Here is a 15,897-nt window from a genome sequence, read left to right as displayed (position 1 = left end):
TCCACGTCACCGCGCCGGTGAGGACACGAAGGGTCAGTCGAGCTGCCGGAGGGTGTCCTCGATCGCCCGGTGAAATGTCGGATATGCGTAGATCATGGTCTTGAGCTGCTCGATCGGCACCCGCGAGTGGACGGCCAGGGTCAGCATGCTCAGCATCTCGCCCGCGTACGGCCCGGCGGTCGTCGCGCCGACCAGCAAACGCCCGACCGCCACCAGCTTGACGAAGCCCTCGGCCCGGTGGATCCAGCCACGGGCGGACGAGGAGAGCCGGGTGAACGCGGTTCGCGCGGCGAGGCCCTTCTCGCGCGCCTCGCGCTCGGTCATCCCCACCGCCGCCACCTCCGGATCGGTGAAGGTCACCCTCGGGACGGCGTGATAGGACGCGGCCGGCCCGCGCTCGCCCAGGATGTCCGTCAGCGCGATCTCCGCCTGGTACATCGACATGTGGGTGAACGCGCCCTTGCCCGTCACGTCGCCGACCGCCCAGACTCCCTCCCCGGCGCGCATGTGCTCGTCGACCTTGATCGCGTGCGCGGACTCGTCGAGCCCGATCGCGCCGACGCCGAGCGCGGCGAGGTCGGACCTGCGCCCGGTGGCGATCAGCAGCCTCTCGGCACGGTGGCTGCCGTCCTCGGTCATCACGGTGAAGGCGGCCCCGTGGTGGTCCACCCGCGTGACCTCGGTGCCGGTGCGGACCGTCATCCCCTCGTCGGCGAAGACCTTCGCGACCAGCTCGCACGCCTCCGGCTCCTCGGGGCCGAGGAGCCGCTCGGCGGCCTCGATCACGGTGACCTCGGCGCCGAAACGGGCGAACACCTGGGCCAGTTCGGCCCCGATGGCGCCCCCGCCGAGCACGACGAGCGACTCCGGCACCTGCTCGGTCTCGATCGCGTCGTGGTTGGTCCAGTAGGGCGTGCCCGCGAGCCCCGCGATGGGCGGGACGGCGGCCTGGGAGCCGATGGAGATGACCACGCCGCGGCGGGCGCGCAGCGTGCGCGCGCCGTCGACCGTGACCTCTTTCGGCCCGGTGATCCTGCCACGGCCTCGTACCAGTGTGCCGCCCTTGTCGGTGAACCTGGCGGCGGCGACCTTGTCGTTCCAGTTGTCCGTCGCCTCCTCACGGATGCGACGGGCCACAGGAGCCCAGTCGGATGTGACGGCGGCCCCGCCCGCCATCCCGGGAATCCGCCTGCCCTCGGCGAGCAGGCCGGCCGCCCGGATCATCATTTTGGACGGGACGCATCCCCAGTAAGGACACTCGCCACCCACCAGGTTGGCCTCCACCCCGGCGACCGCCAGGCCCGCCTCCGCCAGGCGCCCGGCGACGTCCTCGCCGCCCGGCCCGAGACCCACGACGATGACGTCGAACTCTTCCACTTCCGCAGCCATGGACTCCCCCTGCCCTGGGGATACCGGGTCAACACGGACGCCGCCGAGATCCTCTGGGCGTCGTGCGGGCGGTGCCTCAGGCGCCGATCGGGCCGCCGTGCCAGGCCGGCATGGGCCGATGGCCGACGGCGACGTCGAAGGCGGCACGCGCCAGAAGGCGGGTCGAGTCCAGTGTGGTAAAGGGGGACACGGGCGTGACCAGCAGTGGGATCTCCGTGCACGCCAGGGCCACGTCGGTGCGGCGCAGCCTTACCGTACGGCTCTCGTCAGCAAGATCATTGCACCCATATCGCACAAGCGCGGTTAGTCAGCGGTTTCCGCTTCCCGCTGTTGGAGCCAGGCCACCAGATCTGTCGGCGCCAGCGACCGTAATAGCTGGTCATAGGCGTCGAGATCGTGGTCGGTGAGCGTCGTACGCCACTGTTGGGACTTGCCGGAGCGGAAGAAGGTATGGCTGTCGGTGAACAGGCCGAGCTGCTCGTCGGGAACAAGGTCAGCAGCCCGTGCACTCATCCGACCGAATGTGGCTGCCTGGATCAGTGTGGGCCAGAGTTTCTGCGGGACGGTGATGCCGAGTCGTTCGGCCAGCTGTCTCATCTGGCCTTGCAGATCGTGTGACAGGTCAGCGTGGTGCACGAGGATAACCGCAGGATCATGCCGACGGGCCCAGGCGCCGCCAAGGTGCCACACCACGCCCCGCAACGAATCAAGGTTCGCGGCGGGTGGCCGCTCGTCATGAATCCACTGCAGTAAGCGCTCCCGCTGACTCGCCGGCCGGGTGGGGCGAACCGCGGCAGCCCGTTCTTCGGATGTCTCGTGGTCGGAGGTCTGTGCCAAGAGCCTCTCGATGACGTCGCGGTCGAGGTTGGCGCGGTGGTGGTCCATCGACACCGCGACATCGCGCGGGTCGCGTCCCACTGTCAGGTACGAGACGCCCCCAGCGTCGGGCAGGCCGTCCAACGGAGTATGGGTCTTGATGAAACGGCGATGCTTTTGGGCATCGAGCACACGCAGGACATCGTCAATGGGGCGCAGTCGCATGTCCAGCCACGGTGACAGCGTGGTCAGCGCAGCAGGCAACTCGGTGCTTTGGAAGATCAGTAATGCGCAGATCATCTGCATCCACGTCGTCCCGCACTTCGACGGTGTACTGATGACGATGTCACCGGGCCGGAACGTGAACCGCTTCCACCGGCCGCTGTCGGTGAGCCCGCTGCGGTAAATAACAGGCGTGGTGCCGAACATCGCTAGATCCTAGCGATCCACCCTGAACGCCACTGGATCACCCTGAACTGCAACCCAAATTGCAACCGGGCGACCCTAGCGCCGCATCAGGCAACGTCCGCCCCGTTCTGAGTCGGTCAGCATGCTTTGCGGTTGTGCGGGCACGTTGCGAGGCTCGACTCATGTCGATTTTTAATCAGGGCTGCCGAGCGTGGGGACGTGCCCTCGCTCGTCCGCCTGCGTCTCGCGAACGCCGAAAGGCATGTCCAACTCGATCCGGTCATCTACCGCGTGCCCGACATCGAGGCCATGCGCAGGCACTGCGAGGAGGTGCTTTCGGCGGAGTCCAAGGTGCTGATCTTGATCGCTGAGGTGGCAGGCGAGGTGGTGGGCAGGGTGGAGGTGGTCTTGCTGGCAGATCCCCCGGAGCATTCGATCCTCATTCCGCGCCGCGCGGCCGAGATCCACACTGTCGTCCTGGACGGGCATCGCGGCAAGAGTGTGGGGTCGGCCTTGGTGATGGCGGCGGAGCAAGCTGCCGCAGAGCGCGGTGCCTCGATCCTCTATGCCGGAATCTTCACGCCGAACAAGGAAGCCGTCCGCTTCTACTCCTCGGCCGGCTTCGGAGCGCGTGGGACCTTGCTCAGCAAGGAGCCCGGCGTACCCGTTCAGCCACCCGCATAGCTTGGCGGCTCACGCCGCTCGAACGGTCACCCGGGCAGCGCGCACATCACAACAGGGCGAACGTTGCCTGATGCAGCACGCTTGGCTTCGCGATCGAGCGGGGGGTTGGGGTCCGACATAGATGGTCTCCGTAGTCGCCGGAGACCCAGGTGTCAACGATGTCTGTCAATTTTGGAAGTCCGAACGGAAGGGTTGTATCGGAGCCTGCTCAAGAACCACCTCGCCCCGACTTTCGGCAACTACAACGTGTGCGACATCAAGGAGGCCGACGTACGGCGCTGGCGCAAGGAACGCCTCGGCGCGGTTGGACAGTCGACCGTGGCCAAGGCGTACCAGCTCCTCAAGTCGATCACGAGTACGGCCGTAGAGGATGAACCCATGCCGGATCAAAGGGGCCGGCACCCCGGACACCCCTGAGCGGCGGATGATCCCGCTGGCGAAGGTTCTGGAGATCCTCGGCAAGGTGCCAGAGCGATACCGGGCGCTCGTGCTCCTCGGCACGTTCACGAGCCTTCGCTGGGGTGAGCTGGCCGGCCTGCGCCGTCCGAACCTCGACCTGGACGAGGGGGTCGTACGGGTCGTGAGTGAGCTGGCCGAACTCGACGGCGGCAAGCTCATGGAGGACACCCCCAAGTCTCGGGCGGGTCGTCGGGTCGTCTCCATCCCTGAAGAGATCATCCCGGAGCTTCGCCACCACCTCGACCAGTTCGCGGAACCGGGGGAGAACGGGCGAGTGTTCATCGGTCCCAAGGGGGCATGGCTGCGCCGTTCGGGGCTTCCGCCGGATCTGGAACACGGTTCGCGCGGATGTGGGGCTCCCTGATCTCCACTTCCGTGATCTTCGTCACGTCGGCAACACGCTCGCGGCGGCATCGGGTGCAAGCCTCAAGGAGCTGATGGTGAGGATGGGCCACGCGAGCCCCCGAGCGGCGCTGATCTACCAGCACGCGACGCAGGACCGGGACAAGGTCATCGCGGAGGCACTCGGCCAGGCGCTCAAGGTCGCTCGTGAGGGCACGCCAGAGAAGCGGCGGAAGTCGGCGACGGGGAACGGGCACGCTCGTCGGTCCGAAAAGGGGACGGGCACGCGACGGGCACGACACCAAAAGTAAGTCGTGAAAGAGTTAAGGCCCGGGCTGAGGATCATGTCCTCTACCTGGGCCTTTATCGTGAGAGCGGACGACGGGAATCGAACCCGCGTAGCCAGTTTGGAAGACTGGGGCTCTACCATTGAGCTACGTCCGCGCGAGCCGGTCGCCGTCTGGTCTAGACTTCATCCGGTCGTCAGGACGTAAGCGTACCGGAGATTGCGAGTGCGCGAGCGACCCGACGTTCCGGGGTGTAGCGCAGCTTGGTAGCGCGCCTGCTTTGGGTGCAGGAGATCATCGGTTCAAATCCGGTCACCCCGACGCGCCGGTATCCGGCTCCGCCTACGCGGGGAGCCGGCGGCGGAGTTCCGTCGATTCAGCGGGCGCTCGCGCCCGTTCGTCGGCGCTCAGAGCCCGGCACCGGGGGCAACGGTCGCGGGCCGCCAGGGCCGGGGCGAGCGTCGCTCAGTGGTCGGCGCGGAAATCAGCGGTCGGCGCGGAAGAGGGCCCAGACGGCCTTGCCGCCATCGTCCAGCGCGTCCCAGCCCCAGCAATTGCTGTAGGTCTCGACGATGTACAGGCCGCGCCCGTGCTCCGAGATGAAGTCCGGCTCCTTGGGCGTGGGCACCTCGTCGCTGGGGTCCGACACCGCGAGCAGTACATGCGGCGAAAGGCGCAGGAGCATCAGCGTGATCGGGTGCTCGACGTAGCGCCGCGCGGAGTAGCTCGCGTAGCGGACGGCGTTGGTGACCAGTTCGGACACCACGAGCGCCGCGTCGTCGCCGAGTTCCGGAAGTCCCCATCCCTTGAGGGTGGTCCGGGTCACGTCGCGGGCCGTTTTCACCGAATCGGCCTGGGGGCGCAACGGGCAGGTGGTGGCGTCCTCGCGACCGCTCGACCGCAACAGCCTTTGAAATCCCACTTCACGGGTTGCTTCGAGGCAGCGGGCCGCGGATACGGGCTCCAGCATCCTGCTGATACCTCCCGCTGTCATTGTCAGTCTCCGCAGCCTGTCGTCTCTTTTACGAGTTAGTGCACCTTTAACCCAATATGCACTAGGCCATCATGGGTCAGTATTGCGGCTCGGTGCAAGACCCAAATGCACGTGCAGTTGCGCCGTGCAGACGCATGAGCTCGTACGGATGGGACGTCTGAGTCGTGACGACGCGACAGGTGATAGGGACGCGCGGACCAGACCTTGTCACGGGGGCCGGAAGTGGTGACACTGTGTTGGCTGGCCTGAGTAGAGAAGGAGGCCGAATGACGCTGTTCCAGCCTGGATCCGGTCCCACGGCCCTCCGCATCCTCCTGGGCTCCCAGCTGCGTCGCCTCCGCGAGCAAAAGGGCATTTCGCGCGAGGAGGCAGGTCATCTGATCCGAGGTTCCGAATCCAAGATCAGCAGGATGGAGCTGGGCCGGGTCGGATTCAAGGAACGCGATGTGGCGGACCTGCTCACCTTTTACGGAGTCGCGGACGGAGAGGCCAGGTCGGCCGTCATGGACCTCCTGGACAGAGCGAACGAACCAGGCTGGTGGCACCGTTTCAACGATCTCCTGCCCTCCTGGTTCCAGGCGTACGTCGGCCTGGAAGAGGCCACATCGCGCATTCGCACCTACGAGGTGCAGTTCATCCCCGGCCTGCTGCAGACCAAGGAGTACGCCCGCGCCGTCATCACCGCGGGCGCGGCCGGTGTCGGCCCCGCGGAGATCGCGCGCCGCGTCGACCTGCGGGTGGAGCGCCAGCGCGTCCTCGACCGCGCCGACGGGCCGGTCTTCTGGGCGGTGATCGACGAGGCCGCGCTGCGGAGGCCGATCGGCGGCGCCGATGTGATGCGTGGACAGCTGGAGCACCTGCTTGAGCTCATGCGCCAGCCGAACATCACGATTCAGGTCATGCCGTTCAGTTTCGGCGGGCACAGCGCCGAGGGCGGCGCCTTCAGCATCCTGCGTTTCGAGGACAGCGAGCTTCCCGACGTGGTATACGTCGAGCAGCTTGCTAGCGCGCTCTACCTGGACAAACGCGAGGAAGTGGACCGTTACAGCGAGGTGATGGAGCGGCTGTGTGCCGTGAGCACCACTCCGGACGCGACGGTCGATATTCTTCAGAAGATCATCTCTGATAGATTCTGACGCCTGTCGATGACGCCGAAGGTGCCCGCCTGCCCTAGACTGGCATGCGGCGCTGGACACCCGCCACAGTTGAGCACGCCCAGATAGTTCGTGCCCGTTGGCCTGTGCACTGAGCCGCCCATGTGGGCGCGGCGCGCGAGCATGTCGCGGTAGCCGTACGGCATGACGCGCCCGCGATCACCAGAAGCTTGATCAAGGAGACCACCCCGTGAAGACCGCTGTCGAGGAGCTCAGCCCGACCCGGGTGAAGCTCACCGTCGAGGTGCCGTTCGAGGAGCTCGAGACGAGCATGCAGGCGGCGTACAAGAAGGTCGCGCAGCAGGTGCGCGTGCCCGGCTTCCGCCCCGGCAAGGTTCCCGCCCGCATCATCGAGCAGCGCTTCGGCCGCGCGGTGGTTCTGGAAGAGACCCTCAACGACGCCCTGCCGAAGCTGTACGGCCAGGCCGTCGACGAGAGCGACGTCTTCCCCGTGAGCCAGCCCGAGATCGAGGTCACCAAGATCGACGATGGCAAGGAGGTGGAGTTCACCGCGGAGGTGGACGTCCGCCCGGCCTTCGACATCCCGGCCTACGAAGGCCTTGAGGTGACCGTTCCCTCGGCCGAGGTCTCCGATGAGGACATCGACACCCAGATCGACGCGCTGCGCCAGCGGTTCGCGACGCTGACCGGGGTCGAGCGCCCTGCCGGCAACGGCGACTACGTCGTGATGGACCTCTCCGCCACGATCGACGGAAAGAACATCGAGGAGCAGCAGGCCTCGGACGTCTCCTACGAGGTCGGCGCCGGCTCGGTGCTGGAAGGCCTCGACGACGCCCTGGTCGGCATGGGCGCCGGCGACGAGAAGACCTTCACCACGACGCTCGTGGGCGGTGAGAACGCCGGCGAGGAAGCCGACGTCACCATCAACGTCAAGAGCGTCAAGGAGAAGGTCCTCCCTGAGCTCGACGACGAGTTCGCCGGCCTCGCCAGCGAGTTCGACACCCTCGAGGAGCTGCGCGACAGCATCCGCGAGCAGGCCCGCCGCAACAAGCTCGTCGACCAGGTCGTGCAGGCCCGCGAGAACGCGCTGGCCACCCTGCTCGACCAGCTCGACATCCCGCTCCCCGACAGCGCGCTGAAGGCCGAGCTCGACGCCCGCAAGCACAATCTCGAGCACCAGATCGGCGAGAGCGGCCTCAGCCGCGAGGCGTTCTTCCGGCTCTACCAGACCACCGAGGAAGAGCGGTTCGCCGAGTTCGACGAGAACTCCCGCAAGGCGATCAAGACCGGCTTCCTGCTCGACAAGATCGTCAAGCAGGAGGACCTCGGGGTCAACGAGCAGGAGCTCACCAACTTCGTGGTGCGCCGCGCCATGCAGATGGGCGTCGCCCCGAACACCCTCGCCCAGCACCTCGCCGACAACGACCAGCTCACGCTGGCGATGGTCGAGATCGTCCGTGACAAGGCCAAGACCGTCATCGGCGACGCGGCCAAGGTGACCGACGATGCGGGCAACGAGGTCGACCTCAAGGCCATCTACACCGAGCTCAACGAGGCCGACGAGGCCGCCGCCGCCGAGAGCGCCGCCCAGCCGGCCGAGTGACGCTCCGGTTCGCCTGACATCAGCGCCCGAATCACCGTTCAGGCGTTGACGGGGCCTTCCGGCTGCCCGGTTCACATCGAGCCGTGCTGGAAGGCGATGCATTCTCTGTACGACGCCCCCGCCGCGATCTCGCGGCGGGGGCGTCGTCGTCTCACCTCTAGAGGCATGCACGCTTAGGCGAAGTTTGGGGTGATTCTTGCCGATTGCGGGGCAGCTCCCGACTGTGTGCGCAGGCAATCGGGGGAGCCGATGATCGAGGGTTACCTCATCGTCGCCGTGTTCATCGCCGTGATCATGCTGGTCGGGCGGGGGTTGGCGCGGCATTTCGGCATACCGCAGGCGATACCGCTGGTCCTGCTGGGAGTGGCCGCGAGCCTGCTGCCCGGCATGTCCAAGGCCGCGGTGGCGCCCGAGGTCATCCTGAACATCTACCTGCCGCTGCTGGTCTACCGCGCTGCGTTCCTGACCGCGCCTCGCGAGACCAAGGAGGACGCGGTCCCCATCTCGGTGATGGCCTTCGGCCTCACGTGCGTGACCGCCTTCGCCGTCATGGTGGCGGTGCACCTGGCCGTGCCCCAGGTGGGCTGGCCGGTCGCCCTCGCGCTCGGCGCGGCGGTCTCGCCGACCGACCCGGTGTCGGCGACTTCGATCATGCAGCGCCTCGGCGCCCCGCGCCGCCTGGTGACGATCCTGGAGGGTGAGAGCCTCGTCAACGACGCCGTGGCCCTCACCCTGTTCGGCCTGGCGCTCACCGCGATCTCCGAGCCGGTCACGCTGGCCGGCGGTGCCTGGCTGATGGTCCGCGTCGTCGTGGGCGCGGTGCTGTACGGCCTGGTCGTCGGATGGCTCGTGGCCCGGCTCCGCCTCTGGATCAAGGATGGCGGCGCGCAGATCGTGGTCTCCCTGATCACGCCGTTCCTCGCCTACCTCCCTGCGGAGCATTTCGGGCTTTCCGGGGTGCTCGCCACCATCACCACCGGCTTCTACCTCGGCATGCGCGCTCACGGGCTGCTCCAGCCCGCCTCCAGGCTCACCGGCAACGCGTTCTGGGACGTCCTGGTCTTCCTGCTGGAATCCAGCCTGTTCGTCCTGCTCGGGCTGGAGATCCGCCAGGTGATCACCGGGGTGTCGAGCTACTCGGCGGCCTCGCTGGCGGGGACGGCCCTGATCGTCCTCGCCGTCATCGTGCTGCTCAGGCTGCTGTGGACAGTGGTGGTGTTCCCGCTGGCCAAGTGGCTGCCGGGCAGGCACCTGTCGTTCGACCGCGTCGCCAGGGCCGAGCGGGTCGTCATGGGCTGGGCGGGGATGCGCGGCGCGATCACCCTCGCCGTCGCCCTGTCGATCCCGCTGACCGTGCCGAACCGGCCATTGATGATCTTCCTGGCCGCCGTCGTGGTCCTCGTCACCCTTCTCGGTCAGGCCACCACTCTGGCGCCGCTGCTGCGCCGCCTCGGCCTGGGGGAGTCCAAGAAGTCCGTCATCGAGGAGGCCACCGCCCGGGAGGCCACGATGGAGGCCGCCCTGGCGCGGCTCGACCGGCTCAGCTCCGACGGCCAGGTGGACGACCACATGGCCGACGTCTTCCGCCAGCTGCTCGAACTGCGGCTCGATCGCGTACGGGCGATCCTCGACGACGACGTGGAAGAAGGGGCGTCCGGTCAGTCCGAGACCCGTTGGCTGCGCAAGCAACTCGCCCATGCCCAGCGGGAGAAACTGGACGAGCTGTACTCGAAGGGCAAGATCAGCGCGGGGACGCAGCGTCATCTCATCCACGAGCTCGACCTCGAAGATCGCCGCCGCGCGTCGGGCCCCCACTGAGCCCCTAGGCACCTGCGCCGTCAGCGAACAGTGTGGAGACGGGGTCTGACCGGTCGGTGCCGCGCGTTAAGGTCACAAGCAAAGCCCATCGATTACGACGCATCGGAAGGTGACGCTGTGACCAGCCCGCCGACCTCTTTCCAGCCCACCAGCTTCGGGCCGGAGTCGCGTGGCCGTGAGAACGGCTCGTTCCGGCTCGAGGACCAGCTATACAACCGTCTGCTGCGTGAGCGCATCGTGGTGCTCGGCACCCAGGTGGACGACGAGGTCGCCAACCGCATCTGCGCAGAGCTGCTGCTCCTGGCCGCCGACGACTCCGACCGTGACATCTGGCTCTACATCAACTCTCCTGGCGGTTCGGTGACCGCCGGCATGGCGATTTACGACATGATGGAGTATGTGCCGAACGATGTCTGCACGGTCGCCATGGGTCTCGCCGCCTCGATGGGGCAGTTCCTGCTGTGCGCCGGGGCCACAGGCAAGCGTTACGCGCTGCCGCACGCTCGCATCATGATGCACCAGCCTTCCGGCGGCATCGGCGGCACGGCCGCGGACATCGCGATCCAGGCCGAGCAGATGCTCTACGTCAAGAAGACCTTGGCGGAGCGCATCGCCCACCACACGGGCCAGCCGCTCGACCAGATCGAGAGGGACTCCGATCGGGACCGCTGGTTCACGGCAGAGGAGGCCAAGGACTACGGCTTCATCGACAATGTCGTGCGCAGCGCGCGGCAGGTGCCCTCTGAGGGCGCCGTCTCCTGAAGGGGCAACTCGTGAGTGATCTGATCCGGCCGGGAGACATCAACGGCCGCTACATCATCCCTTCGTTCGTCGAACGCACCACGTACGGCGTCAAGGAGATGAACCCTTACAACAAGCTTTTCGAGGATCGCATCATCTTCCTCGGGGTGCAGATCGATGACGCGTCGGCGAACGACGTGATGGCCCAGCTGCTGACCCTGGAGTCACTCGATCCCGACCGTGACATCAGCATCTACATCAACTCCCCGGGTGGCTCGTTCACCGCGATGACGGCGATCTACGACACCATGCAGTTCGTCCGTCCGGAGATCCAGACGGTCTGCCTCGGCCAGGCGGCATCCGCCGCGGCCGTGCTGCTGGCCGGCGGCACTCCGGGCAAGCGCTTCGCGCTGCCGAATGCCCGTGTCCTGATCCACCAGCCGTCCACCGAGGGTGGCGGCCAGGGAAGCGACATCGAGATCCAGGCGCGCGAGATCCTGCGGATGCGCTCGCTGCTGGAGGAGATCGTCGCCCGTCATTCGGGCAAGACGCAGGAAGAGGTCCGTCGCGACATCGAGCGCGACAAGATCCTCAATGCCGATGAGGCCAAGGACTATGGCCTGATCGACGACATCATCCCCTCACGGAAGAAACGCGCCCAAGCCGTGGCTTCCTGAGGACGCGGATCGCACCGGAACGGTGCCCAATTGGGCACGTTCCGGTGCGACTCACCGCTAGGGGGCGCACTGAGGGCCCAGAAGACGGTAACGTCGAAACCTGAGCGGGATGACTTTTCGGACCGAGTCCGCAAGATTCGGATCGCGGAGCAGGCGGTCCCACGCAAAGGAGTATCTGGGGTGGCACGCATCGGCGACGGCGGAGACCTGCTGAAGTGCTCGTTCTGCGGGAAGAGCCAGAAGCAAGTCAAGAAGCTCATCGCCGGACCAGGCGTCTACATCTGCGATGAGTGCATCGATCTCTGCAACGAGATCATCGAGGAGGAACTCTCCGAGTCCTCCGAGCTCAAGTGGGACAGTCTTCCCAAGCCGAGAGAGATCTACGAGTTCCTCGACGCCTACGTCATCGGTCAGGACAAGGCGAAGCGGGCCCTCTCGGTGGCGGTCTACAACCACTACAAGCGGGTGCAGTCCGGCGAACGCGGCCGAGACGACGGTCTTGAGCTGGGAAAGTCCAACATTCTGTTGCTCGGCCCGACCGGTTCGGGCAAGACCCTGCTCGCGCAGACTCTCGCGAAGATGCTGAACGTGCCGTTCGCCATCGCGGACGCCACGGCGCTCACGGAGGCGGGCTACGTCGGCGAGGATGTCGAGAACATCCTGCTCAAGCTGATCCAGGCCGCCGACTACGACGTCAAGAAGGCCGAGACGGGCATCATCTACATCGACGAGGTCGACAAGATAGCCCGCAAGAGCGAGAACCCCTCGATCACCCGTGACGTCTCGGGCGAGGGCGTGCAGCAGGCGCTGCTGAAGATCCTCGAAGGCACGACCGCCTCGGTCCCGCCGCAGGGCGGCCGCAAGCACCCGCACCAGGAGTTCATCCAGATCGACACCACCAACGTGCTGTTCATCTGCGGTGGCGCCTTCGCCGGCCTCGAAAAGATCATCGAGTCGCGCATCGGCAAGAAGGGCATCGGGTTCAACGCGATCATCCACTCCAAGGATGAGATCGACGCGTCCGACATCTTCGCCGACGTCATGCCGGAGGACCTACTGAAGTTCGGCATGATCCCCGAGTTCGTCGGCCGTCTTCCGATCATCACCAGCGTGCACAACCTCGACCGCGAGGCGCTCATCCAGATCCTCACCGAGCCGAGGAACGCCCTGGTCAAGCAGTACCGCCGGCTGTTCGAGCTCGACAACGTCGAGCTGGAGTTCACCGACGACGCGCTGGAGGCCATCGCCGACCAGGCGATCCTGCGCGGCACCGGAGCCCGCGGGCTGCGCGCCATCATGGAAGAGGTCCTCCTCTCGGTGATGTACGAAGTGCCCTCCCGGCAGGATGTGGCCCGCGTCGTCATCACCAGGGAGTCGGTCCTGGAGCACGTCAACCCCACCCTGGTCCCTCGCGACCAGCTGAACGCCAAGCAGCAGCGCACTCCCCGGGAGAAGTCCGCCTGATCGGGCGATCACTCCGACGACGCTGACGCCACCTGATCGCGAGCGGCCACCCGGCCGCCCGCGATCACGGCTTTCCAGCGGAAAACGGCCGCGATTCAGGACATTTCCGGGCCCAGGTCCGTATCTCTGGCGCGCTGCGGAGACCCCGGCGATGTAACTCACCGTAATGTCGTCATACTTATAGTCATGCCCAATATGGTTTTTGGGCGGCTTATGTCCGTATATCGGGTAAGGGGCGGCCTGTGGTTAGGACACGGGCAAGGTGCGGGCCTCCCTACAATTGGTGACTGTGACAACGCCTGAGCTGCCAACCCAGTACGCACCCGCTGACGTCGAGACCCAGAGCTACGAGCGCTGGGTGGCGGAGGGCTACTTCACTGCGGATGTAGGCAGCGGGCGCGAGCCGTACAGCATCGTCCTGCCGCCGCCCAACGTCACCGGTGTCCTCCACATCGGCCACGCCCTCGACCACTCCATCCAGGACGCCCTCAGCCGGCGGGCCCGCATGCGCGGGTTCGAGACCTTGTGGCTCCCCGGCATGGACCACGCCGGCATCGCCACGCAGAACGTCGTCGAGCGCGAGCTGGCCAAGGAGGGCCTGTCCCGGCACGACCTCGGGCGCGAGGCGTTCGTCGAGCGGGTCTGGCAGTGGAAGGAAGAGTCGGGCGGCCGCATCCTCGGTCAGATGACCAAGCTTGGTGACAGCGTCGACTGGTCGCGCGAGCGGTTCACCATGGACGAAGGCCTCTCCCGGGCCGTCCAGACGATCTTCAAGCGGCTCTTCGACGACGGCCTGATCTACCGCGCCGAGCGCATCATCAACTGGTGCCCGCGCTGCCTCACCGCGCTCTCCGACATCGAGGTCGACCACACCGACGACGAAGGCGAGCTGGTCTCGATCCGCTACGGCGAGGGCGAGTCGTCCATCGTCGTCGCCACCACCCGGGCCGAGACGATGCTCGGAGACACGGCCGTCGCCGTGCACCCCGCAGACGAGCGTTATGCCCACCTGATCGGCACGTCGGTGGAGGTGCCGCTCACCGGGCGCCTGATCCCGATCGTGGCGGACGAGCACGTCGACCCGGCGTTCGGCACCGGCGCGGTCAAGGTCACCCCCGCCCACGACCCCAACGACTTCGAGATCGGCCGGCGCCACGGGCTGCCGTCGCTCGCGGTCATGGATGAGCGGGGCGTCATCACCGCCCACGGTCCCTTCCAGGGGCTAGACCGCTTCGAGGCCAGGCCCGCCGTGGTCGCCGCGCTGCGCGCCGAGGGGCGCGTGGTCGCCGAGCGGCGTCCGTACCTCCACGCCGTCGGCCACTGCTCCCGCTGCAAGACCGTGGTCGAGCCGAGGTTGTCCCTGCAGTGGTTCGTGAACGTCCAGCCCCTGGCGAAGGCCGCGGGGGACGCCGTGCGCGACGGCCGCACCCGCATCCAGCCGCCTGAGCTGGCCAAGCGCTACTTCGACTGGGTCGACGACATGCACGACTGGTGCATCTCCCGCCAGCTGTGGTGGGGCCACCGCATCCCGGTCTGGTACGGCCCGGAGGGCGAGGTGCTGTGCGTCGGCCCCGACGAGGAGCCTCCCGCCGGGTACGTGCAGGACCCCGACGTGCTCGACACCTGGTTCTCCTCGGCCCTGTGGCCCTTCTCCACCCTCGGCTGGCCGGAGCGCACGCGCGAGCTGGAGCGCTTCTACCCCACGACGGTCCTGGTGACGGGGTACGACATCCTGTTCTTCTGGGTCGCGCGGATGATGATGTTCGGGCTCTACGCCATGGACGGCACGCCGCCGTTCCAGACGGTCGCGCTCCACGGCATGGTCCGCGACCAGTACGGCAAGAAGATGTCGAAGTCGTTCGGAAACGTCGTCGACCCGCTCGACTGGATCTTCCGGTACGGCGCGGACGCGACCCGCTTCACCCTGCTGCGGGGCGCCGGCCCGGGGTCGGACGTGGCGATCAGTGAAGACTGGGCCGCGGGCTCCCGCAACTTCTGCAACAAGATCTGGAACGCCACCCGGTTCGCGCTGATGAACGGCGCGACGGTCTCGGCCCCACTGCCCGACCCCGGCGACCTGACCGTCGCCGACCGGTGGATCCTGTCCCGCCTGCGGTCGGTCGTCGCCGCGGTGGACACGGGCTACGAGGACTTCGAGTTCGCCAAGATCTCCGATCACCTCTACCACTTCGCGTGGGATGAGGTCTGCGACTGGTACGTCGAACTGGCCAAGATCCAGATCGCGTCGGGCGGTGAGGTGGCCGACCGCACCCGCCTGGTGCTGGGGCACGTGTTCGACGCGCTGCTCCGGCTGCTGCATCCTCTCGTGCCGTTCGTCAGCGAGGAGCTGTGGCGGGCGCTCACCGGGGGGCCGTCCATCACGGTCGCCTCCTGGCCGGTCACCGACGCGCGGTACGCCGATCAGGCGGCCGAGGGGGAGATCCTCTCTCTGCAGGAGCTCATCACCGAGGTCCGCCGCTTCAGATCCGACCAGGGGCTGAAGCCCGGCCAGCGGGTCGCCGCCAGGCTCTCACTCGACGGTACGGCGCTCGCCGCCCATGAGACCGCCATTCGCACCCTGCTGCGGCTGGACGACCCCGCAGAGTCGTTCACGGCCACGGCACGGCTCACCGTGGGCCCGGCCGTCGTCGAGATCGACACCGCCGGAGCCATCGACGTGGCCGCCGAGCGGCGGCGCATGGACAAGGATCTCGCCGCCGCGCGCAAGGAGGCGGCCCAGTCGGCCGCCAAGCTGGCGAACGAGCAGTTCATGTCCAAGGCACCGGAGGATGTCGTGGTCAAGGTCCGCGCCAGGGCGGCGCAGGCGGACGCCGACATCGCCAGGCTAGAGGCCCAGCTGGCGGCGCTGCCGGCGAGTTGAGACACCCTTCTGGGAGCCCGTGACCACGATGGTCGCGGGCTCCTGCGCGTCGATCCACAAGGGGCCTGTGCGCTTCGGTCCGTAAGGGTCCGAAGCGGAAGGTTTGGGCGTTCGCGACCCGGGAATAACCAGGGGCTGACCCAAGTTGTTCATGACACGGTCGCACCGATGCTAGAGTTCTTCTCGCAGGGCGCGCCACACTCCGCTCGATCTGAACGG

General features: G+C 67.0%; 13 protein-coding genes and 2 tRNA genes. 11 read left to right on the top strand and 4 right to left on the bottom strand.

From position 1 onward, the window contains the following. Positions 1 to 33 precede the first annotated feature (33 nt). Together OG589_RS26865 and OG589_RS26860 are read right to left on the bottom strand one after the other, a co-directional pair. Positions 34 to 1,389: a dihydrolipoyl dehydrogenase family protein gene (locus OG589_RS26865; protein WP_405140553.1), complete on the bottom strand. Its 1,356-nt coding sequence runs from the start codon at positions 1,387 to 1,389 to the stop codon at positions 34 to 36. A 303-nt stretch (positions 1,390 to 1,692) separates the two neighbouring features. Next, positions 1,693 to 2,634: a sulfotransferase domain-containing protein gene (locus OG589_RS26860; RefSeq protein ID WP_405140552.1), complete on the bottom strand. Its 942-nt coding sequence runs from the start codon at positions 2,632 to 2,634 to the stop codon at positions 1,693 to 1,695. Between the two features lie 126 nt (positions 2,635 to 2,760). On the opposite strand from OG589_RS26860, the gene OG589_RS26855 reads away from it, so the two are divergent. From OG589_RS26855 to OG589_RS26845, 3 genes are all read left to right on the top strand, one after another. Then, the gene (locus OG589_RS26855; RefSeq protein WP_405140551.1) at positions 2,761 to 3,297 is read left to right on the top strand and encodes a GNAT family N-acetyltransferase; all 537 of its coding nucleotides are present in this window, start codon (positions 2,761 to 2,763) and stop codon (positions 3,295 to 3,297) included. Between the two features lie 192 nt (positions 3,298 to 3,489). Next, positions 3,490 to 3,714, top strand: a complete 225-nt coding sequence (locus tag OG589_RS26850) for a hypothetical protein (RefSeq protein WP_405140550.1) — start codon at positions 3,490 to 3,492, stop codon at positions 3,712 to 3,714. Between the two features lie 7 nt (positions 3,715 to 3,721). Continuing rightward, entirely contained in the window at positions 3,722 to 4,120 is a 399-nt protein-coding gene (locus OG589_RS26845; RefSeq protein ID WP_405140549.1) for a hypothetical protein, read from the top strand. Positions 4,121 to 4,471: 351 nt separating this feature from the next. On the opposite strand, the gene OG589_RS26840 is transcribed toward OG589_RS26845, so the two are convergent. Beyond that, a tRNA-Gly gene (locus tag OG589_RS26840) sits at positions 4,472 to 4,542 on the bottom strand. Between the two features lie 90 nt (positions 4,543 to 4,632). On the opposite strand from OG589_RS26840, the gene OG589_RS26835 reads away from it, so the two are divergent. Further along, a tRNA-Pro gene (locus OG589_RS26835) sits at positions 4,633 to 4,706 on the top strand. Between the two features lie 163 nt (positions 4,707 to 4,869). Here OG589_RS26835 and OG589_RS26830 read toward each other — a convergent pair. Beyond that, on the bottom strand, positions 4,870 to 5,250 hold the full coding sequence (locus OG589_RS26830) for an ATP-binding protein (protein WP_405152133.1): 381 nt from the start codon (positions 5,248 to 5,250) through the stop codon (positions 4,870 to 4,872). A gap of 395 nt (positions 5,251 to 5,645) precedes the next feature. Between OG589_RS26830 and OG589_RS26825 the strand changes: the two genes are divergently transcribed. From OG589_RS26825 to OG589_RS26795, 7 genes are all read left to right on the top strand, one after another. Beyond that, positions 5,646 to 6,515, top strand: a complete 870-nt coding sequence (locus OG589_RS26825; RefSeq protein ID WP_405140548.1) for a helix-turn-helix domain-containing protein — start codon at positions 5,646 to 5,648, stop codon at positions 6,513 to 6,515. A gap of 208 nt (positions 6,516 to 6,723) precedes the next feature. Then, a complete protein-coding gene (gene tig, locus OG589_RS26820) occupies positions 6,724 to 8,097 on the top strand; it encodes a trigger factor (RefSeq protein WP_405140547.1) in 1,374 nt (457 codons plus the stop codon). 249 nt (positions 8,098 to 8,346) lie between these two features. Next, on the top strand, positions 8,347 to 9,915 hold the full coding sequence (locus OG589_RS26815; RefSeq protein ID WP_405140546.1) for a Na+/H+ antiporter: 1,569 nt from the start codon (positions 8,347 to 8,349) through the stop codon (positions 9,913 to 9,915). A gap of 117 nt (positions 9,916 to 10,032) precedes the next feature. Continuing rightward, positions 10,033 to 10,677, top strand: coding sequence for a ClpP family protease (locus OG589_RS26810; protein WP_405140545.1), 645 nt, complete (start codon positions 10,033 to 10,035; stop codon positions 10,675 to 10,677). 11 nt (positions 10,678 to 10,688) lie between these two features. Beyond that, positions 10,689 to 11,333 (top strand): ATP-dependent Clp protease proteolytic subunit, encoded by a 645-nt coding sequence (locus OG589_RS26805; RefSeq protein ID WP_405140544.1) that lies wholly within the window; start codon positions 10,689 to 10,691, stop codon positions 11,331 to 11,333. Between the two features lie 180 nt (positions 11,334 to 11,513). After that, positions 11,514 to 12,797 (top strand): ATP-dependent Clp protease ATP-binding subunit ClpX, encoded by a 1,284-nt coding sequence (clpX, locus tag OG589_RS26800; protein ID WP_392838701.1) that lies wholly within the window; start codon positions 11,514 to 11,516, stop codon positions 12,795 to 12,797. Positions 12,798 to 13,077: 280 nt separating this feature from the next. Continuing rightward, entirely contained in the window at positions 13,078 to 15,678 is a 2,601-nt protein-coding gene (locus tag OG589_RS26795; protein ID WP_405140543.1) for a valine--tRNA ligase, read from the top strand. Positions 15,679 to 15,897: the final 219 nt, after the last annotated feature.

Source organism: Sphaerisporangium sp. NBC_01403 (assembly GCF_045040145.1).
GTDB lineage: Bacteria > Actinomycetota > Actinomycetes > Streptosporangiales > Streptosporangiaceae > Sphaerisporangium > Sphaerisporangium viridialbum.
Note: the sequence above shows the minus strand (reverse complement) of the source record. Positions and strands in the feature narration are given on the sequence as shown.

Bases quoted from the DNA above. Each gene is read 5' to 3' on its own strand.
- OG589_RS26865 (WP_405140553.1), bottom strand. From the start codon at position 1,389: ATGGCTGCGGAAGTGGAAGAGTTCGACGTCATCGTCGTGGGTCTCGGG.
- OG589_RS26860 (WP_405140552.1), bottom strand. From the start codon at position 2,634: ATGTTCGGCACCACGCCTGTTATTTACCGCAGCGGGCTCACCGACAGC.
- OG589_RS26825 (WP_405140548.1), top strand. From the start codon at position 5,646: ATGACGCTGTTCCAGCCTGGATCCGGTCCCACGGCCCTCCGCATCCTC.
- OG589_RS26845 (WP_405140549.1), top strand. From the start codon at position 3,722: ATGATCCCGCTGGCGAAGGTTCTGGAGATCCTCGGCAAGGTGCCAGAG.
- OG589_RS26815 (WP_405140546.1), top strand. From the start codon at position 8,347: ATGATCGAGGGTTACCTCATCGTCGCCGTGTTCATCGCCGTGATCATG.